Source organism: Streptomyces sp. BBFR25 (assembly GCF_044590125.1).
Taxonomy (GTDB): Bacteria; Actinomycetota; Actinomycetes; order Streptomycetales; family Streptomycetaceae; genus Streptomyces; species Streptomyces canus_D.
This window is the reverse complement of sequence record NZ_CP172447.1, coordinates 2,012,534-2,038,423: the sequence shown is the minus strand read 5'-3', so window position 1 is coordinate 2,038,423 and position 25,890 is coordinate 2,012,534. Positions and strand designations below refer to the sequence as shown.

Sequence of the window (25,890 nt, the reverse complement as noted above, 5' to 3'; positions counted from 1 at the left end):
GGTCATCCATGATGCGGACGTCGCGCCAAGTGGATAGACGCCGCGCGGGGGGTTTGTGACGGTACTGGTGCACAGCCGATCCGTCGAGAGTCCTTGTGTCCCAAGGGTCGTTTCCCAAACGGCTGCTGACTGTGAGTGAAATATGATTCTTCACGGCACACGGGTGAGAGAGGGTGCGTACGGGTGATGGCGGCGGTCGGTACGATGCCGCAGCTCAGCGTCGTACCAACCACGGGGGAGCGTCGTGTTCGGAATCGTCAGGCCGTGCAGGCACCGGCTCGGAGAAAGCCTTACGAGCCAGTGGATGGCTCATTTGTGCGGGTTGTGCCTCGCACTGCGCAAGGACCACGGACAGTTCGCGCGGATCGTGACGAACTATGACGGGCTGCTCATATCGGTTTTGACGGAGGCTCAGGCCGAGCGGGGCGGTGCGGGTGCCGGGCGGCGCACCGCCGGGCCCTGTCCGCTGCGCGGGATGCGCACCGCGTCCGTCGCGCACGGCGAGGGCGCCCGGCTCGCGGCGGCCGTCTCGCTGGTGCTGGCCTCGGCCAAGGTGCGCGACCATGTCGCCGACGGGGACGGCCTGCTGGCCCGCCGGCCGGTGGCGCTCGCCGCCCGCCGGATCGCCGGCGGCTGGGACGCGGCCGGGGCGCGCGGGGGCAGCGCCGTCGGCTTCGACACCGCCGTACTGGTCGACGCCGTGGACCGGCAGGGCGGCATCGAGGCGCTCGCCGGGCCCGGCACGCCCCTGCTGACCGTCACGGAGCCGACCGAGACCGCGACCGCCGCCGCCTTCGCGCACACCGCGCACCTCGCCGGGCGGCCGCACAACGCCGCGCCGCTCGCCGAGGCCGGTCGGCTCTTCGGCCGGCTCGCCCATCTCCTGGACGCCGTGGAGGACCGGGAGGCCGACGCCGCGTGCGGCGCCTGGAACCCGCTCACCGCCACCGGGACGCCGCTCACCGAGGCCCGGCGGCTCGCGGACGACGCCGTGCGCGGGGTGCGGCTGGCCCTGCGGGAGGCCGAGTTCACCGACGGGCGGCTGGTGCACCGGCTGCTCGTGCACGAGCTGGGCACGTCCGTGGACCGCGCGTTCGGCACCGTCTCGTGCGCCCATGGCAACCATCCGTACGCCCCTCCCGGCGCGCCCGGCACCCCGGGTGCTCCCGGCGGCCCCGGCGGGCCGACGCCCCCGGAGCCGCCGCGCCGCGACCGGCGCGGGCTGCTCGCGGGCTGCGCCGTGTGGCTCGGGCTGGCCTGCACGTGCCAGGTGTGCTGCGGCACTTACCACGACCCCTGGAGCGGTGAGCGCAAGGAAGGGCTCTGCTCCCAATGCGACTGCGGCAGCTGCTGCGACTGCTGTGACTGCTGCGGCAACTGCTGCGGCGACGACGGGTGCGACTGCGGCTGCGACGGCTGCGACTGCGGGTGCAGCTGCTGAGGCGTCGTCCGCCTCAGCCCCGTCTCTCCCGGCCGTCAGTCCTTCGGCCCGTCAGTCCTTCAGTTCCGGGGGCGAGATCTCGGACTTCGCTATCGCCGACTCCGTCGTGTCCCACTTCTTCAGGATGCGGGCGTACGTCCCGTCGGCGATCAGCCCGTTCACCGCGGCCCGGAGGGCGGGCGCCAGCGCGGAGCCCTTCTTCAGAGCGAAACCGACGTCCAGGCGGTGGAACTCGTTCAGGAACTTCAGACCCTCCTGGTGGGCGACCGCGTAGCGCAGGCCGTTGATGGTCGACATCACCACGTCGCTGCGCCCCTGCTGGAGCGAGGACCACAGCGCGCCGGGCTCGCTGTACGTCTGCACCGTGTACGCCTGGTCGCCCGCGTCCGTGCACAGGTGCCGGCTCTTCTCCAGCGTCGCCTCGAAGGTGGTGCCCGCACCGGTCGCCACCTTCCGCCCGCACAGCTGCTTCAGGTCGGTGACCTCGGACAACTCGCTGTCCTCGCGGGCGGCGAAGCCCTGGCCGTCGTTGATGTAGGTGACGAAGTCGATGGTCCTGCGCCGTTCGTCGGTCACCCCGAAGTTGCTGGCGCCGACGTCGTACTTGCCGCTGTCCAGGGCCGGCAGGATCGCCTCGAAGGAGGCCTGCTCGGTCTTGAGCGTGATGTCGAGCGCCTTGGCGACCGCGTGCGCGAAGTCGACGTCCTGGCCGGTCAGCGTCCTGCCGTCGGACAGATAGGTGGTGCCCGGCGGGGTGCCGCCGACGCTGACGGCAAGGGTGAGTTCCGTGGTGCCCGCCGGCAGCAGCCGCACGGCGTCCGCGTTCCGCCGGACACCGGAGACGACGTCGGTGGTGGGGACCGCGTCGGAGCCTCCCGCCGCGCCCGCGACGTCCGCGGCGGGGTCGCCGGAGCCGCACGCCGTGAGCAGCAGGGCGGCCGAGGCGATCAGAGCGAAAGGGAGGAAGAGTCTTTTTCGGGCACGCGTGGGCGTACGCATCGTCAGTGGTCTCCTGAGAGCGAAGGCAGGGGGCGGCGCGAGGGGAGGGGTGTGCGTGCGCGTGTGAAGGCGGGTCGACGGCAGGCCGAACCAGGGAGAGGCCCCGACGGGGTCAGGCGATCAGGGCAGGCAGGGGGGTCGGCTCAACAGGAACAGGACCACACTCGACCGAAGTCGATGTGGGAGCGCGTGACCAGCCACTGCTGTGGATGCATGAAGTAAGTGGAACAGGCATCCGGTTCCGCGTCAACGACTTGAGATGTGCGGCTCACAGTGTGGACAGCCTTGACAGCGGGCGGAAACGTCCCCGTACTCTCGGCGCACGGCCATGCTGAGGGGCTCGGCCGTGTGAAGGCACCACCCACCGTGTCCGACTGACTCGATGTCACGGAGCCTTCGCATGTCCTCCGACACCCTCGCCAAGTCCGCCGCCGTACCGGAAACCCCGGACCGGGCGGACCTCCCGCGGATCGTCCCGCAACGCCGGCCCGGTCAGTGGACGGCCGCCGCGGTCGTCCTCGTCCTCCTCGCCCTCGCCGTCAACTCCGTCCTGCGCAACGACGCGTTCCAGTGGGGTGTCGTCGCGGACTGGTACACCTCCGACACCGTCCTGCGCGGCCTGTGGCTCACCCTCTGGCTCACCGCCGTCGTCATGGTCCTCGGCTTCGCGCTGGGCACCCTGCTCGCCGCGTTCCGGCTCTCCGCCAACCCCGTGCTGCGCGCCGTGAGCTGGGGCTACGTATGGTTGTTCCGGTCGATACCGATCCTGGTGCAGCTGCTGCTGTGGTTCAACATCGGCGCCCTCTACCCGCAGGTCCTCGGCGTGAAGACGGTCGACCTGCTCGGCCCGGTCACCGTGGCGGTCATCGGCCTGACGCTGCACGAGGCCGCGTACGCCGCCGAGGTGGTTCGCGGCGGCATCCTCTCCGTGGACCGCGGCCAGGTCGAGGCCGCGCAGGCCCTCGGTCTGAGCCGGTGGCGCCGGTGGCGGCGGATCGTCCTCCCGCAGGCCATGCGCGCCATCGTGCCGCCCGCCGGGAACATGCTGATCGGCACCCTCAAGGGCACCTCCATCGTCAGCGTCATCGCCGTGCAGGACCTGCTCTACTCGGTGCAGCTCGTCTACCACCGCACCTACCAGGTCATCCCGCTGCTGATGGTGGCCACCGTCTGGTACACCGTGGTCACCTCCCTGCTCGGCATCGGCCAGTACTACGTCGAGAAGCACTACGCCCGCGGAACGGAGCGCACCCGATGAGCCGCCCCGCGCGGGGCGCCCGGGCCTCCCTGGTGGTCGTGGGCGCGGGGCCCCGCGGCACCGGACTGCTGGAGCGCATCGCCGCCAACGCGCCCGAGCTGTACGACGGCCGCGGCCTCGACATCCACCTCGTGGACCCGCACCCACCGGGCGCCGGACGCGTCTGGCGCGCCCGGCAGTCGCCGCTGCTGTGGATGAACTCGCACGCCGAGGACGTCACCGTGTTCACCGACGACACGGTCGAGATGGCCGGTCCCGTACGGCCCGGACCCACCCTGCACGAGTGGGCGGCCGTGGACGGGCGCACCTTCGCCGACCGGCGGACCCAGGGCGCGTACCTGCGCTGGGCGTACCAGCGCACGGTGGCGGGACTGCCCTCCGGCGTCGTCGTGTACCACCACGCGCGCCGCGCGCTGCGGGTGGAGGGCACGCCCCGGGAACGCCAGCGGGTGTGGCTCGACGGCCGCGACACTCCGCTCCCCGCCGACCTGGTCGTCCTCACCCTCGGCCACCTCGACGCCGAACCCGACGGCGAACAGCGGGAGTTGTCGGCGTACGCCCGCGCGCACGGCCTTCTCCACCTCCCGCCGGACTTCACCGCCGACAGCGACCTGTCCGCGCTGCGCCCCGGGGAGCCGGTCCTCGTGCGCGGTCTCGGGCTGGCCTTCGTCGACCTGATGGTGCTGCTCACCGAGGGCAGGGGAGGGCGGTACGACGGGGACACCTACGTGCCGTCCGGACGGGAGCCGGTGCTGTACGCGGGCTCGCGGCGCGGAGTGCCGTACCACTCGAAGATCGGCTACGACTGGAGTGGGGAACGGCCGCCGCTGCCGCGGTTCTTCGGGCCCGCCGAGACCGAGGCGCTGCTCACCCGGCCGGACGGCTTCGACTTCCGGCGCGACGTGTGGCCGCTGGTCGAGAAGGAACTGGGCTTCGCCCACTACCACCGCCTGTTCACGGCCCATCCGGAACGGGTGCGTACCGGCTGGGCCGGCTTCGAGGCGCGGTACGCCGCCGCAGGACCGGACGAGCGGGCCGCCCTCGTCGCCGCCGCGGTGCCCGACCCCGCCGACCGGCTCGACCTCGCCGCCCTCGACCGTCCCCTCGACACCGTGCGGTACGGCTCGCACGCGGAACTCCAGGTGGGGCTGCGCCGCTACGTCGAGGCCGACCTGCGGCGCCGCCACGACCCGGCGCACAGCCCCGACCTCGCGGTCTTCCTCGCCCTGCTCTCCGTGTACGGGCAACTCGTCCGGTTCGGCGACGTCGGCGGCTGGTGGCACGGCTTCTTCAGCCTCCTCGCCTCGGGACCGCCCGGGCCCCGGCTGCGGCAGCTGCTCGCCCTGTCCCGGGCCGGTGTGGTGCGCTTCCTGGGCGCCGACACGGCGGTCACGGCCGAGGACGGGGTGTTCCGGGCGAGGAGCGCCACCGTGCCGGGCGCCGTCGTCGAGGCCCGGGCACTGGTCGAGGCGCGGCTGCCGCACCCCACCGTCGAACGCGCCCGCGATCCGCTGCTGCGCGCGCTGCACGCCGACGGGGCCGCCGCGACCCCGGACGGGCTGCTGGCCGTGGACCGCGCCGACGGGCGCGTCCTGGACCGGGCCGGGCGGCCCCACCCGCGGCGGTTCGCGCTCGGCCCGCACACCGACGCGCGCGGCTCGGGCGCGTTCACCCGGCCCCGTACGGGCGGCGTGGCCTTCCGGCAGAACGACGCCACCGCGCGGGCCGTACTGACCTTCCTGCGGGCGCCCGGGGCACCCGCGGCGCCGCACCACCCCCTGCTGGAGGAGTCCGCGCGATGAGCAGCACCGACGACACGAACGTCATGGACGACACGAACGTCATGGTCGACATCAGGTCCGTGCACAAGAGCTTCGGCCCGCTGGAGGTGCTCAAGGGCATCGACCTCACCGTGCGCACCGGCGAGGTGACCGTGGTGCTCGGCCCCTCCGGTTCCGGCAAGTCGACGCTGCTGCGCACCGTCAACCACCTGGAGAAGGTGGACCGGGGCCTGATCAGCGTGGACGGCGCCCTCATCGGCTACCGGCGCAGCGGCGACCGGCTGCGCGAGCTGCCCGAGCGCGAGGTGCTGAAACAGCGCACGCGGATCGGCTTCGTCTTCCAGGACTTCCACCTCTTCCCGCACCTGACCGTGCTGGAGAACATCACCGAGGCCCCGGTCTCGGCCCTGCGGCGACCGCGCCGCGAGGCCGTCGAGGCGGCACGCCGGCTGCTGGAGCGGGTCGGGCTCGCCGACAAGGCGGGCGCCTACCCCCGGCACCTGTCCGGCGGCCAGCAGCAGCGGGTGGCCATCGCGCGGGCGCTCGCCCTGGAGCCGAGGCTGCTCCTGTTCGACGAACCGACGTCCGCGCTCGACCCCGAACTGGTCGGCGAGGTGCTCGACGTCATCAAGGACCTGGCCCGGCAGGGCACCACCATGATCGTCGTCACCCACGAGATCGGCTTCGCCCGCGAGGTCGCCGACACGGTGGTCTTCATGGACGACGGACGCATCGTCGAACAGGGCCCGCCCGGCGACGTACTGGACCGCCCGCGGCACGAGCGCACCCGGGCCTTCCTCTCCAAGGTCCTGTGACGGCAAGGCCGTTGAGACCGAAAGCCTCGACACCGACAGCCTTGACACCGACAGAAGGGAACGACCCCGCATGACCTCCTCCCACGGCGTACGGCGGCTGCACCTGGCGACCGCCCTGGACCGGCGGTCGGTGTACGACGCCGACGAGTTCGCGGCGGCCGCCCGGCTCGCCGAACAGGGCGCGCTCGACTTCGTGACCCTCGGCGACAGCCTCGCCCGCCCCGGCCCCGACGCGCTCTCCGTGCTGTCCCGGGTGGCGCCGGTCACGCGGCGCGTCGGCCTGGTCCCGACCGTCACCACCACCCACACCGAGCCCTTCCACGTCCAGGCGGCCGTGGCGACCCTGGACTGGGTCAGCCGCGGCCGGGCGGGCTGGCGGATCGAGGTGTCCACCACCGAGGGCGAGGCCCGCCTCTTCGGCCGCCGCCACGCCGCCCCCGCCGACGCGCTCTGGCAGGAGGCCGGCGAGGTGGCCGACGTGGCGGCGCGGCTGTGGGACAGCTGGGAGGACGACGCCGAGATCCGGGACGTGCCCACCGGCCGCTTCGTCGACCGGGACAAGCTCCACCACGTCGACTTCACCGGCTCCGCCTTCTCCGTCAAGGGCCCCTCGATCGTGCCGCGGCCCCCGCAGGGGCACCCCGTGCGGGTGGTCGACGCCACCGACCGGGCCGCACGGGCGGTCGCGGCCCGGTACGCCGACGTGGCGCTGGTGCGCACCGCGCTCCCCGCCCGGGCCGCCGCCGCACGGGCCGAACTGCGGGCGTCCGCCGCGGCGCACGGCCGCGATCCGGACGGCCTGCGGGTCCTCGCCGCCCTGGACGTCGACCTCGGCGACGGCGAGTACGCGGCCGAGCCCGGCCACGGAGGAGGCGGCCCCCGCGCCACGCCCCGCGGCCCGCAGTACCGCGGCGGTCCCGTGGACCTCGCCGAACTCATCGCCTCCTGGCACCGGGACGGCACCGTCGACGGCTTCCACCTCACGCCGGCCGAGCCGCACCGCGACCTGGAACGCCTCGTCAACGGCACCGTGTCGCTGCTCCAGCACCGGGGCCTGTTCCGCACCTTCTACCCGGGCAGCACGCTCCGGGACCACCTGGGCCTGACCCGGCCCGCCAACCAGTACGCCGTCGCGCAGGGAGCGTCATGACCGGACCGAAGCCGATGCAACCGAAGCCGATGCACCTCGCCGCCCACTTCCCGGGCGTCAACAACACCACCGTCTGGGCCGACCCGCGCTCGGGTTCGCAGATCGACTTCGCCTCCTTCGAGCACCTCGCCCGCACCGCCGAACGCGGCCTGTTCGACTTCTTCTTCCTCGCCGAGGGGCTGCGGCTGCGCGAGCACAAGGGCCGCATCCACGATCTGGACGTGGTCGGCCGCCCCGAGTCCCTGACCGTGCTGAACGCGCTCGCCGCCGTCACCGGGCACCTCGGACTCGCCGCCACGGTCAACGCCACCTTCAACGAGCCCTACGAACTGGCCCGCCGGTTCGCCACCCTGGACCACCTCAGCGGCGGCCGGGCGGCCTGGAACGTGGTGACCTCCTCCGACGCCTTCACCGGCGAGAACTTCCGGCGCGGTGGTTACCTGGACCGGGCCGAGCGGTACACCCGGGCCGCCGAGTTCGTGGCGACGGCACGGAAGCTGTGGGACTCCTGGACCCCGGACGGCACCCCCCGTCCCTTCGCCCACCACGGGCGGCACTTCGACATCGCGGGCGAGTTCACGCTGCCCCGCTCCCCGCAGGGGCACCCGGTGGTGATCCAGGCGGGCGACTCCGACGAGGGCCGGGAGTTCGCCGCCTCCTCGGCCGACGTGATCTTCACCCGCCACGGCACCCTGGAGGCGGGCCGCGCCTTCTACGCCGACGTGAAGCGCCGCCTGGCGAAGTACGGCCGGAGCCCCGGCGACCTCAAGATCATGCCCGGCGTCACCGTCGTCCTCGGGGACACCGCCGCCGAGGCGCACGAGCGGGCCGAGGAGATCCGGGGGCAGCAGGTCTCCCCGCAGACCGCGCTGCTCACGCTGGAGCAGATCTGGGGCGTCGACCTGTCCGGCTACGACCCCGACGGGCCGCTGCCGGACGTCGACCCGGTGCCCGATCCGCAGCTCACCCAGGGGCGGACCCGGCAGGGCGACAGCGTCGCGACCGCCGAGAAGTGGCGGGCCCTGGCGCAGGAGCGGGGGCTGTCCATCCGGCAGACCGTGATCGAGGCGAGCGCCCGGCAGTCCTTCGTGGGCACGCCCGGTGAGGTCGCGGCCGAACTGACGGAGTTCGTGGCGCGGGACGCCGCCGACGGCTTCATCCTCGTACCGCATCTGACCCCGGGCGGGCTGGACGAGTTCGTGGACCGGGTGGTCCCGTTGTTGCAGGAGCGCGGCGCGTTCCGAACCGCGTACCGGGGTGCCACCCTGCGCTCCCATCTCGGCCTGGCCGAACCGGTGGGGACGCCCTGAACCATGGCGAAGGGCCCACCCGCCATCCGGACGGGCAACTTCCGGACATCCCCGGGCGGTGAGGGACGGGGCGACGCGGTGCTGCCGACGGCCGGTCGCGCGGCCGGGCTCACCGTGGACGACCGCTTCCGGTCCCGGCGCCCGGCCGCGCCGGACGCCGAAGGGGCGTACGACGGCCGACCTCAACCGCGCGCTGCTGCCGCCGTGCGCTTCGCCGGCCACTTCGTCTGCCCCCTCCCAAGGACCGACCGGGGGTTGGCAAAGGCAAGTTCAAAGGCGGACGACCGAAAGGCACTCTTGCGCCGACCGGTCGTTCGGCCGAGACTTCAACCTCAGCGCTTGTCAGGGGCACGACGTATTCGGAACCCGGAGGTCCGTCCCTGGCTGCGCCTCACGGGCCCCCACCCCCACGAGAGGGGCCCCCGACTTCCCCTGTGGAGGAACGAAAAGTGAGGATCAAGCGCACCACCCCCCGCAGCGGCATCACGAGACGGACTCGGCTGATCGCCGTATCCACCGGCCTCGTGGCCGCGGCCGCCGTCGCGATCCCCAGCGCGAACGCGGCACCCACCCCGGTCACCTTCAGCGCCGCCGAGCTGAACAGTGCCAGCGGTGCGGTGCTCAAGTCCGACGTCCCCGGCACCGCCTGGGCCGTCGACAGCAAGACCGGCCGGGTGCTCGTCACCATCGACAGCACCGTCTCCCAGGCCGAGATCGCGAAGATCAAGGAGCAGGCCGGCGACAAGGCCGGCGCGCTCACGATCAAGCGCACCCCCGGCACGTTCAACAAGCTCATCCAGGGCGGCGACGCCATCTACGCGAGCAGCTGGCGCTGCTCCCTCGGCTTCAACGTCCGCACCAGCAGCGGCGCCGAGTACTTCCTGACCGCCGGACACTGCACCGACGGCGCCGGCGCCTGGCGCGCCAGCTCCGGAGGCACCGTCATCGGACAGACGGCGGGCTCCAGCTTCCCGGGCAACGACTACGGCATCGTGCAGTACACGGGGTCCGTCTCGCGGCCCGGCACCGCCAACGGCGTGGACATCACCCGCGCGGCCACCCCGAGCGTGGGCACCACCGTCATCCGTGACGGCTCCACCACCGGCACCCACAGCGGCCGGGTCACCGCCCTGAACGCCACCGTCAACTACGGCGGCGGCGACATAGTCTCCGGCCTGATCCAGACCACGGTCTGCGCCGAACCCGGCGACTCCGGCGGCTCGCTCTACGGCAGCAACGGCACCGCGTACGGTCTGACCTCCGGCGGCAGCGGCAACTGCTCCTCCGGCGGGACGACGTTCTTCCAGCCGGTGACGGAGGCCCTGAGCGCCTACGGCGTCAGCGTCTACTGACCGGTCCGCCCGTCCCGCACCGCGCGGCCGGCGGTGCGACGAGCCCCCGTGCACCGAGAGGTGTGCGGGGGCTCTCCCGCGTCCGGACTGCGGGTCCGCGCGTCCCGCTGAGGGGGAAGCGAACGGTGAAGGCCGTGTGACCACCCTGGAGTTGTCGTGCGCACGTCCTGGAGTCGACCTTGTGTGCGGCCTGTGGAATCGGAAGAGTCAACGCTCGTCAACCAGCCTTCCGGTTCACGAGGTCCCCACAACCTCGCGGACCGACCCCCCACAGGAGGACGTGAGTTGAAGCACCGACGCATACCCAGGCGGCGGGTCGCCGTGGTAGGTGCGGGCATCACCGCACTGGTCGCGGCCGGGGTCACCTTCCAGACCGCGAACGCCAGCGAGGCCCCCACGGCCTCAGCGCCCGAGACCCTGTCGGTCACGGCGGCCGGAAAGCTCGCCTCCACGCTGCTCGGCGACCTCGGCGCCGACGCGGCCGGCACGTACTACGACGCCCGGGCCAAGAGCCTCGTCGTCAACGTGCTCGACCAGAGCGCCGCGCAGACCGTCGAGGAGGCGGGAGCCGAGGCGAGAGTCGTCGAGAACTCGCTCGCCGACCTCAAGAGCGCGCGCACCACGCTCACTAAGGACGCGACCATCCCGGGCACGTCCTGGGCGACCGACCCGACCACCAACAAGGTCGTCGTCACCGCCGACCGCACGGTCTCCGGGGCCGAACTGGCCAAGCTGACCAAGGTGGTCGACGGGCTGGGCGCCAAGGCCGAGCTGAAGCGCACCAAGGGCGAGTACAAGCCCTTCGTCGCGGGCGGCGACGCCATCACCGGAAACGGCGGGCGCTGCTCCCTCGGCTTCAACGTGACCAAGGGCGGCGAGCCGTACTTCATCACCGCCGGCCACTGCACCGAGGGGATCACGACCTGGTCGGACTCCTCCGGGAACGTCATCGGCGAGAACGAGGCGTCCAGCTTCCCGGACAACGACTACGGCCTGGTCAAGTACACCGCCGACGTGGACCACCCGAGCGAGGTGAACCTCTACAACGGCTCCTCGCAGGCCATCTCGGGCGCCGCCGAGGCCACCGTCGGCATGGAGGTGACCCGCAGCGGTTCCACCACCCAGGTGCACGACGGGACGGTGACCGGCCTGGACGCCACCGTGAACTACGGCAACGGCGACATCGTCAACGGCCTGATCCAGACCGACGTGTGCGCCGAGCCCGGCGACAGCGGCGGCTCGCTCTTCTCGGGCGACCAGGCCATCGGCCTCACCTCCGGCGGCAGCGGCGACTGCACCTCGGGCGGCGAGACCTTCTTCCAGCCGGTGACGGAGGCCCTGTCGGCCACCGGTACGCAGATCGGCTGAGCAGCGGTACCCGCACACCCGTGAAGTCCCGTCCCGCGCGCGAGGGGCGGGACTTCCGCGTGCGTACGGCGGCCGGCCGTCGCGTGGGTAGGGCGGTAGGGCGGTCAGCCGGCCGCCGCGGGCGGCAGCTCCGTCTCCTGCCGTCCGCGGCGCGGCAGCACGGCCGCCAGCATCGCGATCACCGTCCCCGCGACCGCCCACGCCCACAGCACCAGCAGGGAGGCGGTCACGTCGTTCCCCTTGAAGTAGGCGATCGAGCGGGCCGCCCAGGTGCCCGCGCCCGGAGGCAACGCCGGGCCGATCGCCTGCCAGAACGGCGGGAGCAGCGGCAGCGGGAAGGCACCGCCCGCGCTCGGGTTGCCCGCGATCACCACCAGCAGGATCGCGAGACCGATGCCGACGATCCCGAAGACGCCCTGGAGGGCGAGCGTGGCGGCGCCCACCGCGAAGGTGATCAGCGCCCCGAGCCCCCACAGGTCCACCACGCTGCCGGGCAGCGCGCCCAGGATCGGCCCGATGATCACCGCGCCGCCGAGCCCGCCGACGATCGCGACCAGCGCCATCACGATCAGCCGGATCGCCGCCCGGCGCGGGTTGGCCGGCCGGGCGCCGGTGCTGATCGCCAGGATCGAGGCGCACAGGTAGCCGCCGACGCACCAGCCCACGACCAGGTAGAAGGACGACAGCCCGTCGAAGTCGTGGGGCGAGGCCGGGGCCACGTCGACCACCCGCACCGCGCGTCGCTCGGCCTGCTCCGCCTTGCCGACGATGCCCTCCAGGGTGGTGGCGAGGACGGTGCCGCCGCCGGAGGCGACCAGCAGGGTGTCGGTGCGGCCGGAGGGGTCGAGGACCAGGGCGCCGTCGATGTCCCGGTTCACGATCTGCCGCCGGGCGCTCGACTCGTCGGCCACCGCGCGCGGGTCCAGCGGGGAGCCGGGCAGCCGCTCCAGCCGGTCCACCGTCTGCCCGGCGGCCGCCCCGGGCGCGACCACCCCGAAGGGCACGTCTTTCGGCTTCGGGTCGTGCAGCGCCCCCACGTAGGAGGCGATGAACAGCAGCTGGAGCGCGATCACGCCGAGGACCAGCAGGGTGGCTCGCGGGGTGACGGCGTCCTTCACCTCACCGAGGAAGGAGCCGCTTCGCGTGCCGCCTCGCGTGCCGGGGCCCGGTGTGTGTGACATGTCCCCACAGTCCTGGTCGGGGAGCGTTTGCGCAGGTGGGGCGGGGCCGAACGGATGTCGCACACATATTCGAGGATGGAGGTATGGTGGGTGAGGTAGCTGGGAACAGGCGTTCGATAATGGCGTTCGGTCATGCGTCGGGTCCATGAGTCGGGAGGTGCGTGTGCCGGGTTTCACGCATCTGCACACCGTCTCCGGGTTCTCCGCCCGCTACGGCGCCTCCCACCCGGAGCGGCTGGCCGAGCGCGCCGTCGAGCGGGGCATGGACGCCCTCGCCCTCACCGACCGCGACACCCTCGCGGGCACGGTCCGCTTCGCCAAGGCCTGCGCGAAGGCGGGCGTCCGCCCCCTGTTCGGCGCGGAGCTGGCGGTCGCGGCCCCCGGGTCCGCGGCCACCGACCGCGACCGCACGGAGACCTCCGTACGCCGGGACCGGCGCCGCGTCCCGGTGCGCGGCGGCGCCTTCGTCGACGAGTCGGCCCCGCGGGTGACCTTCCTCGCCCGCGACGGCGCCCGCGGCTGGGCCGACCTGTGCCGCCTGGTCTCCGCCGCCCACACGGCCGAGGGCACCCCGCTGCTGTCCTGGCCCGACAACCACGCCGACGGCCTGACCGTCCTGCTCGGCCCCGACTCCGACGTCGGCCGCGCCCTCGCCGCCGGGCGCCCCGACCGCGCGGCGCGGCTCCTCGCCCCCTGGCGGGAGGCCTACGGCGACGCCCTGCGTCTGGAGGCCGTCTGGCACGGCCGCGAGGGCACCGGCCCCGGCTCCCTGCGGCTGGCCTCCCGCACGGTGGGCTTCGCCGCCGAGCAGGGCGTCCGGCCGGTGCTCTCCAACGCCGTCCGCTACGCCGACCCCGGCCAGGGCGAGGTCGCCGACGTCCTGGACGCCGCCCGCCGCCTGGTCCCGATCGACGCCACCAAGGAACTGGACTCCGGCGAGGCCTGGCTCAAGGACGCCGGTGCCATGCGGCACGCCGCCGAGCGGATCGTCGAGTCCGCGGGCTTCCGGCGCGACACCGCACACCGGCTGCTGGAGCAGACCCGGGCCACGGCCGCCGAGTGCCTGGTCGACCCCGAGGACGACCTCGGCATGGGCGCCGTCCACTTCCCCGAACCGCACCTCGTGGGTGCCGGCCGCCGCACCGCCCAGCGGGCGCTCGCCTCCCGGGCGGCGGCCGGCATGGTGCGGCGCGGCTACGACCGGCGGCCGGACCACCGGGAGTACTGGGAGCGGATGCACCACGAGCTGGACATCATCGCCCACCACGGCTTCGCCTCGTACTTCCTCACCGTCGCCCAGGTCGTGGACGACGTACGGCACATGGGCATCCGGGTCGCCGCGCGCGGCTCCGGCGCGGGCTCGCTCGTCAACCACCTGCTCGGCATCGCGCACGCCGACCCGGTCGAGCACGGGCTGCTGATGGAGCGGTTCCTGTCCAAGGAGCGGGTCGTGCTGCCCGACATCGACATCGACGTGGAGTCCGCCCGCCGCCTGGAGGTCTACCGCGCGATCATCGGCCGGTTCGGCACCGAGCGGGTCGCCACGGTCGCCATGCCGGAGACGTACCGGGTGCGCCACGCCATCCGCGACGTGGGCGCCGCCCTGTCCATGGACCCGGCCGAGATCGACCGCGTCGCCAAGTCCTTCCCGCACATCCGCGCCCGCGACGCCCGCGCGGCGCTGGAGGAACTGCCCGAACTGAAGGAGCTGGCGGGGGAGAAGGAGCGGTACGGCAAGCTCTGGGAGCTGGTCGAGGGCCTGGACGCCCTCCCGCGCGGTGTCGCCATGCACCCCTGCGGCGTCCTGCTGTCCGACGCCTCCCTGCTCTCCCGTACGCCGGTCATGCCGACCAGCGGCGAGGGCTTCCCGATGGCGCAGTTCGACAAGGACGACGTGGAGGATCTCGGGCTGCTCAAGCTGGACGTGCTCGGCGTCAGGATGCAGTCGGCGATGGCGCACGCGGTCGCCGAGGTGAAGCGGGCCACGGGCACCGAGGTCGACCTGGACGCCGTACCGGAGGGCGACCCGGCGACGTACCGGATGATCCGGTCCGCCGAGACGCTGGGCTGCTTCCAGATCGAGTCGCCGGGCCAGCGGGACCTGGTCGGCAGGCTCCAGCCGTCGACCTTCCACGACCTCGTGGTCGACATCTCGCTCTTCCGGCCGGGCCCGGTCGCCGCCGACATGGTGCGGCCGTTCATCGAGGCCCGGCACGGGCGGGCGCCGGTGCGCTACCCGCACGAGGATCTGGCGGAGCCGCTGGAGGGGACGCACGGGGTCGTCGTCTTCCACGAGCAGATCATCGACATCGTGGCCATCATGACCGGCTGCGGGCGCGGCGAGGCGGACCGGGTGCGGCGCGGGCTGTCCGACCCGGAGTCGCAGGGGCGGATCAAGGTGTGGTTCGCCCAGCACGCGACGGCGAACGGGTACGACGCGGAAACGATCCAGCGGACCTGGGAGATCGTCGAGGCGTTCGGCAGCTACGGCTTCTGCAAGGCGCACGCCGTCGCCTTCGCCGTGCCGACCTACCAGTCGGCGTGGCTGAAGGCCCATCACCCGGCCGCCTTCTACGCCGGGTTGCTCACCCACGACCCCGGCATGTACCCCAAGCGGCTGCTGCTGGCGGACGCGCGGCGGCGCGGGGTGCCGATCCTGCCGTTGGACGTGAACAAGTCCGGGGTCGCACACAGGATCGAACTGGTGTCTGAATCACGGGGAGCGCGGTCACGGAAGCCCGACGCGTGGGGCCTGCGCCTCGCCCTCTCCGACGTGCACGGCATCAGTGAGGCCGAGGCGGAACGGATCGCCGAGGGGCAGCCCTACGCCTCCCTGCTCGACTTCTGGGAACGGGCCCGCCCCAGCAGGCCGCTGGCCGGACGGCTCGCCCAGGTCGGCGCGCTGGACGCGTTCGGCGCCAACCGCCGCGACCTGCAACTCCACCTGACCGAGCTGCACCGCGGCGCCCGGGCCGGGCGCGGCGACCAGCTCCCTCTGTCCGGCGGCCGGAAGACCGCGTCGGCCGGGCTGCCCGACCTCACCTCCGAGGAGAAGCTCAGCGCCGAACTCGGCGTGCTCTCCATGGACGCCTCGCGCAACCTGATGGACGACCACCGCACCTTCCTGCGCGAGCTGGGCGTGGTGTCGGCCAAGCGGCTGCGCGAGGCACGGCACGGGGAGACGGTGCTGGTCGCGGGCGCCAAGGCGGCCACCCAGACCCCGCCGATCCGCTCCGGCCGCCGCGTCATCTTCTCCACCCTCGACGACGGCACCGGCCTGGTCGACCTCGCCTTCTTCGACGACTCCCACGACGCCTGCGCGCACACCGTCTTCCACTCCTGGCTGCTGCTGGTGCGCGGGGTGGTGCAGCGGCGCGGCCCGCGCAGCCTCAGCGTGGTCGGCTCCGCCGCCTGGAACCTCGCCGACCTGCTGGAGGTGCGCCGGGAGGAGGGCCTGGAGGGAGTCGCCGCCCGGCTGGCCGGGGCGGGCGGAGGCCAGGAGGGCGACGACCCCGAGGGCGGCCCGGCGCGCCGCCGCCTCGCCGGTTCGGACGGGCGGCCCGCGCCGGCCGGCTCCGCGGCCCAGGACCCGATGGAGCAGCGGAGGATCCGCATGTCCACCGGGTACGAGATGCACCCCTGGGCCGATCTGCGCCCCGCGGGCGAAGGGCCCGCGGTCGGAAGGAAGTTGTGGCACCAGAGTCCGGGGAGTGCGGGATGACGATCCTCTGCGTACGTTTCCAACTGCCGCCGATGTACGAGGCGGCCCTGCCCCGGCTCCTCGGGCTGTTGGAGGAGTTCACGCCGGTCGTCGAGGCGCTGCCGCCGGACGGCGCGCTGGCCGACCTGCGCGGCGCCGAGCGGTACTTCGGGCGCGACGCCGTGGAACTGGCCTCGGTGATCCGGGTCCGCGCCCTCGCGCTGTACGGCGTGGACTGCGTGATCGGCGCCGGACCCGGCCCGATGCTGGCCCGCATGGCGCTGCGCGACGCCCGGCCGGGGCTGACCCGCGCGGTACCGGAGGGCGAGGAGCGGGAGTTCCTCGCCGGAAAGCCGGTCGCCGCGCTGCCCGGCGTCGGCACCGCCACCGCCCGCACGCTGTGCGAGTACGGCCTCGACACCCTCGGCCGGGTCGCCGCCGCGCCGTTGTCCACGCTCCAGCGCCTGGTCGGCGCGAGGACCGGCCGCGAGCTGCACGAGAAGGCGAACGGCGTCGACCGCGGCCGGGTCGTCCCCAACGGCGTCTCCCGGTCCCTGGCCGCCGACCGCCCCTTCGACCGCGACGAACTCGACCCCGACCGGCACCGCCGCGCCCTGCTCTCGGCCGCCGAGGAGCTGGGCGCCCGGCTGCGCGCCGTGGACAAGGTCTGCCGCACCCTCACCCTCACCGTCCGCTACGCCGACCGTTCCGCCACCACTCGCAGCCGCACCCTGAAGGAGCCGACCGCGCACTCGGCGGCGCTGACCCGGACCGCGTACGACCTGTACGAGGCGCTCGGTCTCCAGCGCGCCCGGGTCCGTTCGATCGCCCTGCGCGCGGAGAGCCTCACGTCCGCCGAACACGCCTCCCACCAGCTCACCTTCGACCCCGTGGACGAGAAGGTCCGCCGGATCGAGGAGGTCGCGGACCGCGCGCGGGCGAAGTTCGGGCCGAGGGCGGTGATGCCGGGGTCGCTGGCGGCGTGAGGCCCCCGCGGGTCAGTTGGCCCACGGGGGAGTGAGGCGGGTGCCGTCGGCCAGCTCCGCCGTCAGGCCGACGGAGGTGGTGACCCAGGAGGTCGCGGTCCGGGCGGTGGGGTTCTCGACGGCGAGGGTCGCCCCGGGGTTGATGATCACCGTGTCGCCCGCGGTGACGCGCTCGGTGCGGCCGTCGAGGGTGATCAGCAGCTCGCCGGTGAGCAGGTGGAAGATCTCCTCCCGGTCGACGGTGTGCGCGGGCGCCTGCGTCCCCGCCGGGATCTCGCCCCGCCAGGCGCACAGGTCCTTGCTGCCGACGCGGGGATGGGCGTACGAGACGAAACGGGCGCCGTGGATCTCGTGGGTGATGCCTTCGGACGAGCGGACGACGGGCATGACGGCACTCCTCTGGAATTATGGTCAAGCAGCTTGACTACTACTGCGACTCTTATGGTCAAGCTCCTTGACCAATGTGTCAAGGGTGTTTCAATGCGCTCGTGCAGAACTCCGACGCCATGGCCCTCACCGCCGCCCTGCTCGCCGCGGCCGGCGGACTCACGCAGCGCATCCACGAGGGTGTCGTCGCCCGCGGCTTCGAGGGGGTGCGGCCCGCGCACGGCTTCGCCTTCGTCCGGCTCGCCCCGGACGGCGCGACGGTCACCGACCTGGCCGTGCACCTCGGGATGACCAAGCAGGCCGCCAGTCAGCTCGTCGACGAACTGGTCCGCAAGGGGTTCGCGGAGCGCCGGCCGCATCCCGCCGACGCGCGCGCCCGGCTCGTCGTCATGACGGAGGCGGGGTGGGCCTGCACGCGGGCCGCGGAGGCGGCGGCCGCCGAGGCCGTGGGCGCGTGGGCCGAGGTGCTCGGCGAGGACGGGGTGCGCGCGCTGGCCGACAGCCTGCTGCGGGTGGCGCCGGGCGGGCCGATCCGGCCCACCTGGTGACGTCGGCCATCCCTGGAAGCACACGCGGGGTCCGCCCGGCCTGAGCCGCCGGACGGACCCCGCGTTCCCCCGCGCCCCCGTGCTCCGGGTCAGTGGCCGTGCCGGCCACCGCTCGCCGCGCGTCGGCGGACCGACGCGAACAGGACGGCCGCGCCCAGGGCCAGGGCACCGGCACCGCCGACCGCGAGGTACGGCGTGCTGCTGTCCCCGCCGGTCTCGGCGAGGTTCTCGGTGCCCCCGCCGGCGGCCTTGACCTGGTTGGGTTCGGCGGCATTGGCGGAGGCCTCGTCCGGGGCCTGAGGGGTGGCCGGGGCGCCCGTCGGGTCCGTGGTGGTCTCCGCGTCCTGGTCGCCGTGACCGTGGTGCTCGATCGTCGACTTGTCGGCCGCGGCCGCCAGCTGCTCCTCGGACGGCACGGATGCCTCCGGCGCGGGCGCAGCGCCACCGGCCGAGTCGCCGGACGCGGTGGCGTCACCGGCTGCCGCATCGCCGCCGCTGCCGGTGTCGCCTCCGAAGGAGACGTCCGAGCAGGAGTAGAACGCCTCCGGGCTGTCCGAGCGCTGCCACACCGCGTACAGCAGGTGCTTGCCGGACCGCTCGGGCAGGGTGCCGGAGAACGTGTAGAAGCCGCCCGAGGCGACCGGGTCGGTGGCGGTCGCCACCGGCGCGGACAGGTCGAGGTCGCCCCAGCCGAGCGGCTCGGACGGGTCGTAGCCGGGCTTGGTGATGTAGACCTTGAAGGTGCCCTTGTGCGGGGCCGTCACGCGGTACTTGAAGGTGTGCGAGCCGCTGCTCACGCCGGTCGCGGGCCAGTCGGCGCGGGCCAGGTCCATGCCCTTGAAGGCCGGGTCGTTGGCGCTGCACAGCTTGCCGTCCGGGATCAGTTCCTGGTGCTTGCCGTCGGCGTTCCCGATGCGGATGCCGTTCCAGTCGTAGAGCGCCTGGGTGCCACCCGCCGCGACCGCCGCCCTGCACGCCGCCGACTTCGGGTTCTCCGGCCCCTCGGCGTGGCACTGCGACACCCGGCTGACCGGGTCGCCCATCGAACCGTGCGCCGCGGCGGGGGCGGCGGCCAACGTGGTCAGGGCGAGCGGGGCGAGACCGGCGACGGCGACGGCTGCGACCCTGCGGGGCGCGGAGGGTGCGGGCATGGGGAACTCCTCGAAACGGTCACTGGGGATGCGGGAACTCGGGCCGGAACCCGTGGGGTTGATCAGCAAGCTAGCCCCAGGAGACCGCGCAATCGCCTGCTGGAGGCGGGTGACGGAGATCCTTATGGCCCCGTTAAGGGAGTGCTCAGGCTGGGCTGAGGTAGCTACCGTTCGCGGCATGGAACGAGAGCAGATCCGGCAGGCGGTCACCGCGGACGTGCCGGCGGTGCGGGCCGTGACCGATGCCGCGTACCGCCCCTACGTCGAGCGCATCGGGGTGGTGCCGCAGCCCATGGAGGCGGACCACGCGGCGGACGTGGCGGCGGGGAAGGTGTTCGTCGCCGACGAGCCCGGCACGGGCCTGGCGGGCCCCGTGGGCCTCGTTGTCGTGGAGGCGCACGCGGACCATCTCTTCCTCGACAGCGTCGCCGTCCACCCCGACGCGCACGGCAGAGGGGTGGGACGGCGGCTGCTGGGATTCGTGGACGCGCACGCGCGGGCGCTGGGCCTGCCCGAGGTCAGGCTCTACACGAACGCGATGATGTGGGAGAACCAGGAGATCTACCCGAGGTACGGGTACGAGGTCGTGGAACGCCGGGTGGACGGGCCCTACGACCGCGTCCACTACCGCAAGCGGCTGCTCTGAGGCGTCTCATGCCGGGCCTGCCGGTCAGCTCTCCGGCCACCAGGTGCGCGCGATGTCCTTGCGGACCTCCGGACGCCCCGAGGGGCGCTCGTCGATCTCCTCGCGGACTCGGCGGGCGTCGGTCTTCTTCAGGGGCTTCTGCACGGTCAGACGGCGCATGGCTGCCTCCTTACGGATCCACCGGGTTCCGCGTTCTCACGGAGGTAGACCCTTTCCCCGAGACTCACTCATCGATGCATACCTGTCAGTGGCGGTTGTCACGTTCCCGCGCCCCGACTCCGTTGTCAGTGGCGGGTGTCACCCTGGGCGCATGAGTGGGAACAGTGACGGAGCGACCGCGCCGGGTACCGACTGGGACGCGCTGGCCGCCTCCTTCGACGACGAACCGGACCACGGCCTGCGCGACGCGGACGTACGCCGGGCCTGGGCCGCCCGGTTGGCCTCCTGGCTGCCCGGGCGGCCCGGCGACGTCCTCGACCTGGGCTGCGGCACCGGCAGCCTGTCACTCCTCGCGGCCGAACAGGGGCACCGCGTCACCGGTGTCGACCTCTCCCCGGCCATGGTGGAGCTGGCCAGGACCAAACTCGCCGGTCGTGACGCGGTGTTCCTCGCCGGTGACGCCGCGGCACCGCTCGTGGGCGAGCAGCGCTTCGACGCCGTGCTGGTCCGGCACGTCCTGTGGACGCTGCCCGATCCCGGCCGGGCCCTGCGCCACTGGTGGCAGTTGCTGCGCCCGGGAGGGCGGCTGGTCCTGGTCGAGGGCGTGTGGGGGAGCGTCTCCCCGGTTGGCATACCCGCCGACCGGCTCACCGCCCTGCTCGACCCGCTCGCCGGGCAGGCGCGGGTGGAGCGGCTGTCGGACGACCCCTCGCTGTGGGGCAGGAAGGTCACGGACGAGCGGTACGCGGTGGTGGCGACGTACGGGTGAGTCGCGCGGCGGGGCTGCGCCGACCGGCCGGTGGAGCCGTCACTCCAGCAGGCCGGTGAAGCCGTCCCCGCGGGCCAGCCGCTCCAGCTCGTCCAGTGCGGCCACCGCGGCGGCAGCGGCCCGGGGATCCCGGTCCGCCAGCCCGCTCCCGGCGAACTCGTCCTCGTCCAGGCGTCGTACGTCCGTGCCGTCGGCGGAGCGCCACAGGTCCAGGTCGAGGTCCTCGACGACCAGTTCCGCGCCGGTCAGGACGGCGGGGCGGGTGACGTCGCAGTACCAGCCCTTCAGCACACCGGCCCCGGTCCGGACCTCCTTCACCGCGTACCACCGGTCGCGCCAGTAGTACTCCGTGAAGACATCCCCGGCCTCGAAGCGCACGAAGCCGAAGTCGCGTACGCCGTCACCGGCCCAGGGGGCGCGGACGGCGAGGCGGGTGCCGTCGTCGTGCAGCAGCGTGGCCGCGTACCGGATCTTCGTACGGCCTGCCTTGACCAGCGCGACGCTCACCTCGGTCGCCGGCTCAGCCGAGTTCGCGGACATGGCGCACCTCCGTCGCGCAGATCTCGTACCCGAGCCACTTGTTGATGGCGAGCATCGGGCCGTTGTCGGTGTCGTTGCCGGTGAGTGCCTCGGTGTACCCGGCCGCGCGGGCCCGGTGCAGGGAGTCGGTCTTGGCGAGCTTGGCCAGGCCCCGGCCGCGGTGCGCGCGGACCGTGCCCGTCATCGCGGTCGCGTACCGGGTGCCGTCGGTGTAGGCGACGCTGAAGGCGGCCGGACGGCCGTCGACGACCACGACCGTGGTCAGTTCACGGTGGAGCAGCGGGTGCCGCCAGGTCTCCGCGAGCCAGGCCTCGTAGTCCGAGAACTCGACGTCGACGTCGCTCGGTTCGTCCGCGACCGTCTCCGCGTCCAGTTCGAACACGGGCCGGGGATCGTCCGCGTAGTCGGCGGCCGTGCGCAGCTCGACACCCGGCGGAGGGGACCACAGGGGAGGCAGCGCGGCGTTCGCCAGGTCGAGGCGCAGGAAGTGCGCGGCGCGCCTGCGCTCGTAGCCGTGCCGCTCGGCGAAGGCCAGGTGGGCGGGGCCGTCCAGCACCCAGGAGTACAGCTTCGTCGCCCCCTCGCCGGTCAGGTATTCCTCCGCCGTACGCACCAGCAGCCCACCGGCCCCGCGCCGCAACCGCTCCGGATCGACATAGACGTTCAGGAAGGCCTGGCCGGGCTCCGGGCTGTCGTGCACCAGCCCGATCTGCGCCGTGCCGATCACCTCCCCGTCCTCCTCCGCGACCAGGGACCGGCTCCGGGCGTCCGGGTGGGTGTGGACGAGCCGGTGCACGACGGCCTCCGGCGTCCACAGGATGAACGGCAGGGCCCGATGGCGGACCTGGGCGAAGGCCCTGACATCGGCCGGGTCGTCGGAACGCAGATCGCGTACAAGAACGGTCATGGGGGCGCACGCTACGGCGGCCGGGCGGTCGGGTGCCTCTCATTTTCGCGGGGATACGGGACAATCGCCGGGTGACCTTGAAGATCCACATCGACGACGGCACGCCGCCCTACGAGCAGGTGCGCGCGCAGATCTCCGAGCAGGCGCGGTCGGGAGCGCTGCCGGTCGGGTACCGGCTGCCCACCGTGCGCGGACTCGCCGAGTCCCTGGGGCTCGCCGCGAACACGGTCGCCAAGGCGTACCGGGCGCTGGAGGCGGACGGGGTGATCGAGACGCGGGGGCGCAACGGGACGTTCGTCGCTGCGGCGGGCTCTGCGGCTCAGCGGGAGGTTGCCGCGGCGGCCCAGGGGTTTGCCGAGCGGGCTCGGCGGCTCGGGCTCAGCGAGGGGGACGCGCTCGCCGCGGTGCGGGATGCTCTGCGGGCGGCTTATGGGTGAGCGCCGTTCGGGTTGGGGTTGTTCGTCAGCTGCGGGTGCGTCGTGGCTGGTCGCGCAGTTCCCCGCGCCCCTTGCGGCGTTCTGGTGACCGTCAGGGTCGCAGTGCGGGCCAGTCTGGCGAACAGCGTCGCGTCGGTCACCGCTGCCGCGTTCGGGTCGTTGTTGAAGTAGGTGTAGACGTCGCTCGTGTCCGGCCAGGTCGTTGCGATGCGGTCGATCCACGTGGCCAGGGAGCGGCGGCCGTAGTGGGGCCAGGGGGCGGCCCGGCCCTCGTGGAAGCGGACGTAGCCCCAGTCGGTGGTGCGCCACAGCGGGGTGGCCGGGCGGGCGCGGACGTCCGCCCAGCACAGGGCCGCCTGCCGGGAGACCAGGACCTCGCGGGTCTCGGGCGTCCACCAGGACGCGTGCCGGGGTTCCACCGCGACCCGGGTGCCGGGCGGGAAGCAGGCCAGGCAGGCGTCCAGGAGGTCCGGGTCGGCGCGCAGGGTCGGCGGCAGTTGCAGCAGGACCGGGCCGAGCCGGTCGCCCAGGCCGGCCGCGTGGGTCATCAGGCGGTCGACCGGTTCGGCCGGGTCGCGCAGGCGTTTGATGTGCGTCAGGTAGCGGCTGGCCTTGACCGCGACCGTGAAGTCCGCTGGGACGCGGTCCCGCCACGCGGCGAAGGTCTCCCGGGTGGGCAGGCGGTAGAAGGCGTTGTTGATCTCGACCGTCGCGAAGGCGGCCGCGTAGTGCTCCAGCCAGCGCCGGACCGGCAGACCGGACGGGTAGAGGGCCTCCCGCCAGTCCCGGTACTGCCAGCCCGACGTGCCGACGAACAGGGTCATACCCTCATCAAAGCACCGGAACGCGGGCGGCGGGCTACAGGTACAGCCCGGCCTCCGTGCCCGCCCGCGGTTCCGGCAGCGCGGTCGGCGAGGTGCCCCGGCGCAGGGCGTACAGCTCCGCCAGGGTGGCGCCCTCGCGGGAGACCCCTTCCTCGGTGCCGAGCCAGTCCACCGCCTCCCGCCGGGTCAGCGGGCCGACCTCGATGCGGGCCAGGCAGCGGCCGGGGCGGACGACGGCGGGGTGCAGCCGTTCCAGGTCCTCGTTGGTCGTGACTCCCACCAGGACGTTGCGGCCCTGGCCGAGGAGCCCGTCGGTGAGGTTCAGCAGGCGGGAGAGCGCCTGGCCCGCCGTGTGCTTGGCCTCGCCGCGGATCAGTTCGTCGCAGTCCTCCAGCAGCAGCAGCCGCCAGCGGCCCTTGCCCGCCGCGTCCTCCTCGCCGATGGCGATGTCCATCAGATAGCCGACGTCGGAGAAGAGCCGCTCCGGGTCCAGTACGCAGTCCACCTGGCACCAGTCCCGCCAGGAACGGGCCAGCGTGCGCAGCGCCGAGGTCTTGCCGGTGCCCGGCGGCCCGTGCAGGAGCAGCAGCCGGCCCGCGATGTCCTCCGGCGTCGTCTTCATCAGACTGTCCATCGCCTCCGCGACCGGCGCCGTGTAGTTGGCCCGGACCTCGTCCCAGGTGCCCGCCGCGATCTGGCGGGTGGTGCGGTGCGGGCCGCGCCGCGGGGAGACGTACCAGAAGCCCATCGTCACGTTCTCCGGCTGCGGCTCGGGCTCGTCCGCCGCCCCGTCCGTCGCCTCGGCGAGCACCTTCTCGGCGAGGTCGGCGCTGGTCGCCGTCACCGTGACGTCGGCGCCCCGGTTCCAGCGCGAGATCAGCAGCGTCCAGCCGTCGCCCTCCGCCAGCGTCGCGCTGCGGTCGTCGTCCCGGGCGAGCCGCAGCACGCGGGCGCCGGACGGCAGCAGCGTGGCACCGGACCGTACGCGGTCGATGTTCGCCGCGTGCGAGTACGGCTGCTCACCCGTGGCGAAACGGCCGAGGAACAGCGCGTCGACGACGTCGGACGGGGAGTCGCTGTCGTCCACGTTGAGCCGGATCGGCAGGACTTCGTGCGGGTTCACGGACATGCCGCCATGATCCGGCACCCGGCCGCCGCATGCACCCGCTTTCCCGGGCACACGCGCGGCACGGACGCCCGAGGGCGTCGCGCCCCGACGGCCGTTCAAACGCCCGATTTTCGTCCGAACTTGAACGAGTGTCAGCCAATCGTTGGCATGGACACTTCCAGTCAACGCGCGTAGCCGCTACCACGGTTGTGGCAGCAATCCTGCTAAGGGAGGTTCCATGAGACGTTCCCGACTTGTCGGCTTTCTGAGTTCACTCGTCCTCGCCGCCGGCGCCGCCCTCACCGGGGCCGCGTCAGCCCAGGCGGCCCAACCCGCCGCAGCCGACGGCTATGTGGCCCTCGGCGACTCCTACTCCTCCGGGGTCGGAGCGGGCAGCTACATCAGCTCGAGTGGCGACTGCAAGCGCAGCACCAAGGCCCACCCGTACCTGTGGGCGGCCGCCCACTCGCCCTCCACGTTCGACTTCACCGCCTGTTCCGGCGCCCGTACGGGTGATGTTCTCGCCGGACAGCTCGGCCCGCTCGGCACCAGCACCGGCCTCGTCTCGATCAGCATCGGCGGCAACGACGCCGGGTTCGCCGACGTCATGACGACGTGTGTGCTCCAGTCCGACAGCTCCTGCCTGTCGCGGATCGCCACCGCGGAGGCGTACGTCGACTCGACGCTGCCCGGCCGGCTCGACGGCGTCTACTCGGCCATCGGCGACAAGGCCCCCAACGCCCACGTCGTCGTCATCGGCTACCCGCGCGTCTACAAGCTCGGCACCAGCTGCCTCGGCCTGTCCGAGACCAAGCGGAAGGCGATCAACGACGCCTCCGACCACCTCAACACCGTCATCGCCCAGCGCGCCGCCGCCCACGGCTTCACCTTCGGCGACGTCCGCACTCCCTTCACCGGCCACGAGCTGTGTTCCGGCAGCCCCTGGTTGCACAGCGTCAACTGGCTGAACATCGGCGAGTCGTACCACCCCACCGCGGCCGGCCAGTCCGGCGGCTACCTGCCGGCCCTCAACGGCGCCGCCTGACCGGAGGCGGAAGCGGAAGAAGGTGCGG

Annotated in this window: 24 protein-coding genes; 15 read left to right on the top strand and 9 right to left on the bottom strand. The window is 73.2% G+C overall.

Annotated features, from left to right (window positions below):
• Positions 1 to 244: 244 nt before the first annotated feature.
• Positions 245 to 1,441, top strand: a complete 1,197-nt coding sequence (locus ACGH52_RS09220) for a DUF5685 family protein (RefSeq protein ID WP_210977478.1) — start codon at positions 245 to 247, stop codon at positions 1,439 to 1,441.
• 51 nt (positions 1,442 to 1,492) lie between these two features.
• On the opposite strand, the gene ACGH52_RS09215 is transcribed toward ACGH52_RS09220, so the two are convergent.
• Positions 1,493 to 2,440 carry an ABC transporter substrate-binding protein gene (locus ACGH52_RS09215; RefSeq protein ID WP_121704141.1) on the bottom strand — a complete coding sequence of 316 codons (948 nt, stop codon included), beginning with the start codon at positions 2,438 to 2,440 and terminating at the stop codon, positions 1,493 to 1,495.
• A gap of 400 nt (positions 2,441 to 2,840) precedes the next feature.
• Here ACGH52_RS09215 and ACGH52_RS09210 point away from each other — a divergent pair, with 400 nt between their 5' ends.
• The 7 genes from ACGH52_RS09210 to ACGH52_RS09180 all read left to right on the top strand — a co-directional run bounded on the left by ACGH52_RS09210 (position 2,841) and on the right by ACGH52_RS09180 (position 11,474).
• Positions 2,841 to 3,698: an amino acid ABC transporter permease gene (locus ACGH52_RS09210; RefSeq protein ID WP_059299747.1), complete on the top strand. Its 858-nt coding sequence runs from the start codon at positions 2,841 to 2,843 to the stop codon at positions 3,696 to 3,698.
• The gene (locus ACGH52_RS09205; protein WP_399938544.1) at positions 3,695 to 5,500 is read left to right on the top strand and encodes an FAD/NAD(P)-binding protein; all 1,806 of its coding nucleotides are present in this window, start codon (positions 3,695 to 3,697) and stop codon (positions 5,498 to 5,500) included. Before ACGH52_RS09210 ends, ACGH52_RS09205 begins: the two co-directional genes overlap by 4 nt.
• Positions 5,497 to 6,294, top strand: coding sequence for an amino acid ABC transporter ATP-binding protein (locus tag ACGH52_RS09200; protein ID WP_274595086.1), 798 nt, complete (start codon positions 5,497 to 5,499; stop codon positions 6,292 to 6,294). The genes ACGH52_RS09205 and ACGH52_RS09200 overlap by 4 nt, the downstream gene beginning before the upstream one ends.
• 70 nt (positions 6,295 to 6,364) lie before the next feature.
• Complete coding sequence (locus tag ACGH52_RS09195; RefSeq protein ID WP_399938542.1) at positions 6,365 to 7,444, top strand: LLM class flavin-dependent oxidoreductase; 1,080 nt, start codon at positions 6,365 to 6,367, stop codon at positions 7,442 to 7,444.
• Complete coding sequence (locus ACGH52_RS09190) at positions 7,441 to 8,754, top strand: NtaA/DmoA family FMN-dependent monooxygenase (RefSeq protein ID WP_399938540.1); 1,314 nt, start codon at positions 7,441 to 7,443, stop codon at positions 8,752 to 8,754. The genes ACGH52_RS09195 and ACGH52_RS09190 overlap by 4 nt, the downstream gene beginning before the upstream one ends.
• Positions 8,755 to 9,203: 449 nt before the next feature.
• Positions 9,204 to 10,106, top strand: a complete 903-nt coding sequence (locus ACGH52_RS09185; RefSeq protein ID WP_059299743.1) for a S1 family peptidase — start codon at positions 9,204 to 9,206, stop codon at positions 10,104 to 10,106.
• A 285-nt stretch (positions 10,107 to 10,391) separates the two neighbouring features.
• Entirely contained in the window at positions 10,392 to 11,474 is a 1,083-nt protein-coding gene (locus ACGH52_RS09180) for a S1 family peptidase (RefSeq protein WP_076973646.1), read from the top strand.
• 104 nt (positions 11,475 to 11,578) lie between these two features.
• Here ACGH52_RS09180 and ACGH52_RS09175 read toward each other — a convergent pair whose 3' ends face one another.
• The gene (locus tag ACGH52_RS09175; RefSeq protein WP_399938537.1) at positions 11,579 to 12,655 is read right to left on the bottom strand and encodes a DUF3533 domain-containing protein; all 1,077 of its coding nucleotides are present in this window, start codon (positions 12,653 to 12,655) and stop codon (positions 11,579 to 11,581) included.
• Positions 12,656 to 12,818: 163 nt separating this feature from the next.
• Between ACGH52_RS09175 and ACGH52_RS09170 the strand changes: the two genes are divergently transcribed.
• Together ACGH52_RS09170 and ACGH52_RS09165 are read left to right on the top strand one after the other, a co-directional pair.
• Positions 12,819 to 16,376, top strand: coding sequence for a DNA polymerase III subunit alpha (locus tag ACGH52_RS09170; protein ID WP_399938535.1), 3,558 nt, complete (start codon positions 12,819 to 12,821; stop codon positions 16,374 to 16,376).
• The gene (locus ACGH52_RS09165; RefSeq protein WP_121704147.1) at positions 16,373 to 17,341 is read left to right on the top strand and encodes a DNA polymerase thumb domain-containing protein; all 969 of its coding nucleotides are present in this window, start codon (positions 16,373 to 16,375) and stop codon (positions 17,339 to 17,341) included. Before ACGH52_RS09170 ends, ACGH52_RS09165 begins: the two co-directional genes overlap by 4 nt.
• Positions 17,342 to 17,353: 12 nt before the next feature.
• Here the strand turns inward: ACGH52_RS09165 and ACGH52_RS09160 are convergent, their stop codons facing one another.
• A complete protein-coding gene (locus ACGH52_RS09160; protein ID WP_059299739.1) occupies positions 17,354 to 17,728 on the bottom strand; it encodes a cupin domain-containing protein in 375 nt (124 codons plus the stop codon).
• Between the two features lie 101 nt (positions 17,729 to 17,829).
• Here ACGH52_RS09160 and ACGH52_RS09155 point away from each other — a divergent pair, with 101 nt between their 5' ends.
• A complete protein-coding gene (locus ACGH52_RS09155) occupies positions 17,830 to 18,276 on the top strand; it encodes a MarR family winged helix-turn-helix transcriptional regulator (RefSeq protein WP_121704149.1) in 447 nt (148 codons plus the stop codon).
• An 89-nt stretch (positions 18,277 to 18,365) separates the two neighbouring features.
• Here ACGH52_RS09155 and ACGH52_RS09150 read toward each other — a convergent pair whose 3' ends face one another.
• Positions 18,366 to 19,427, bottom strand: coding sequence for a lytic polysaccharide monooxygenase (locus tag ACGH52_RS09150; protein WP_121704150.1), 1,062 nt, complete (start codon positions 19,425 to 19,427; stop codon positions 18,366 to 18,368).
• Between the two features lie 178 nt (positions 19,428 to 19,605).
• Here ACGH52_RS09150 and ACGH52_RS09145 point away from each other — a divergent pair, with 178 nt between their 5' ends.
• Entirely contained in the window at positions 19,606 to 20,073 is a 468-nt protein-coding gene (locus ACGH52_RS09145) for a GNAT family N-acetyltransferase (protein ID WP_059299736.1), read from the top strand.
• Positions 20,074 to 20,097: 24 nt separating this feature from the next.
• Here the strand turns inward: ACGH52_RS09145 and ACGH52_RS09140 are convergent, their stop codons facing one another.
• On the bottom strand, positions 20,098 to 20,232 hold the full coding sequence (locus ACGH52_RS09140; protein WP_003977094.1) for a hypothetical protein: 135 nt from the start codon (positions 20,230 to 20,232) through the stop codon (positions 20,098 to 20,100).
• A 151-nt stretch (positions 20,233 to 20,383) separates the two neighbouring features.
• On the opposite strand from ACGH52_RS09140, the gene ACGH52_RS09135 reads away from it, so the two are divergent.
• Positions 20,384 to 21,001 (top strand): class I SAM-dependent methyltransferase, encoded by a 618-nt coding sequence (locus ACGH52_RS09135; RefSeq protein ID WP_399938532.1) that lies wholly within the window; start codon positions 20,384 to 20,386, stop codon positions 20,999 to 21,001.
• A 39-nt stretch (positions 21,002 to 21,040) separates the two neighbouring features.
• Here the strand turns inward: ACGH52_RS09135 and ACGH52_RS09130 are convergent, their stop codons facing one another.
• Together ACGH52_RS09130 and ACGH52_RS09125 are read right to left on the bottom strand one after the other, a co-directional pair.
• A complete protein-coding gene (locus ACGH52_RS09130) occupies positions 21,041 to 21,541 on the bottom strand; it encodes a DUF402 domain-containing protein (RefSeq protein ID WP_399938530.1) in 501 nt (166 codons plus the stop codon).
• On the bottom strand, positions 21,522 to 22,448 hold the full coding sequence (locus tag ACGH52_RS09125; protein ID WP_121704152.1) for a GNAT family N-acetyltransferase: 927 nt from the start codon (positions 22,446 to 22,448) through the stop codon (positions 21,522 to 21,524). Before ACGH52_RS09125 ends, ACGH52_RS09130 begins: the two co-directional genes overlap by 20 nt.
• A 71-nt stretch (positions 22,449 to 22,519) precedes the next feature.
• On the opposite strand from ACGH52_RS09125, the gene ACGH52_RS09120 reads away from it, so the two are divergent.
• The gene (locus ACGH52_RS09120; RefSeq protein ID WP_399938528.1) at positions 22,520 to 22,885 is read left to right on the top strand and encodes a GntR family transcriptional regulator; all 366 of its coding nucleotides are present in this window, start codon (positions 22,520 to 22,522) and stop codon (positions 22,883 to 22,885) included.
• On the opposite strand, the gene ACGH52_RS09115 is transcribed toward ACGH52_RS09120, so the two are convergent.
• Positions 22,876 to 23,709: a DUF72 domain-containing protein gene (locus tag ACGH52_RS09115; RefSeq protein ID WP_399938526.1), complete on the bottom strand. Its 834-nt coding sequence runs from the start codon at positions 23,707 to 23,709 to the stop codon at positions 22,876 to 22,878. The genes ACGH52_RS09120 and ACGH52_RS09115 overlap by 10 nt on opposite strands.
• A 34-nt stretch (positions 23,710 to 23,743) precedes the next feature.
• Positions 23,744 to 24,838: a DUF5925 domain-containing protein gene (locus ACGH52_RS09110; protein ID WP_059299730.1), complete on the bottom strand. Its 1,095-nt coding sequence runs from the start codon at positions 24,836 to 24,838 to the stop codon at positions 23,744 to 23,746.
• Between the two features lie 217 nt (positions 24,839 to 25,055).
• On the opposite strand from ACGH52_RS09110, the gene ACGH52_RS09105 reads away from it, so the two are divergent.
• Positions 25,056 to 25,862, top strand: coding sequence for an SGNH/GDSL hydrolase family protein (locus ACGH52_RS09105; protein ID WP_121704154.1), 807 nt, complete (start codon positions 25,056 to 25,058; stop codon positions 25,860 to 25,862).
• The last annotated feature ends 28 nt before the right edge of the window (positions 25,863 to 25,890 follow it).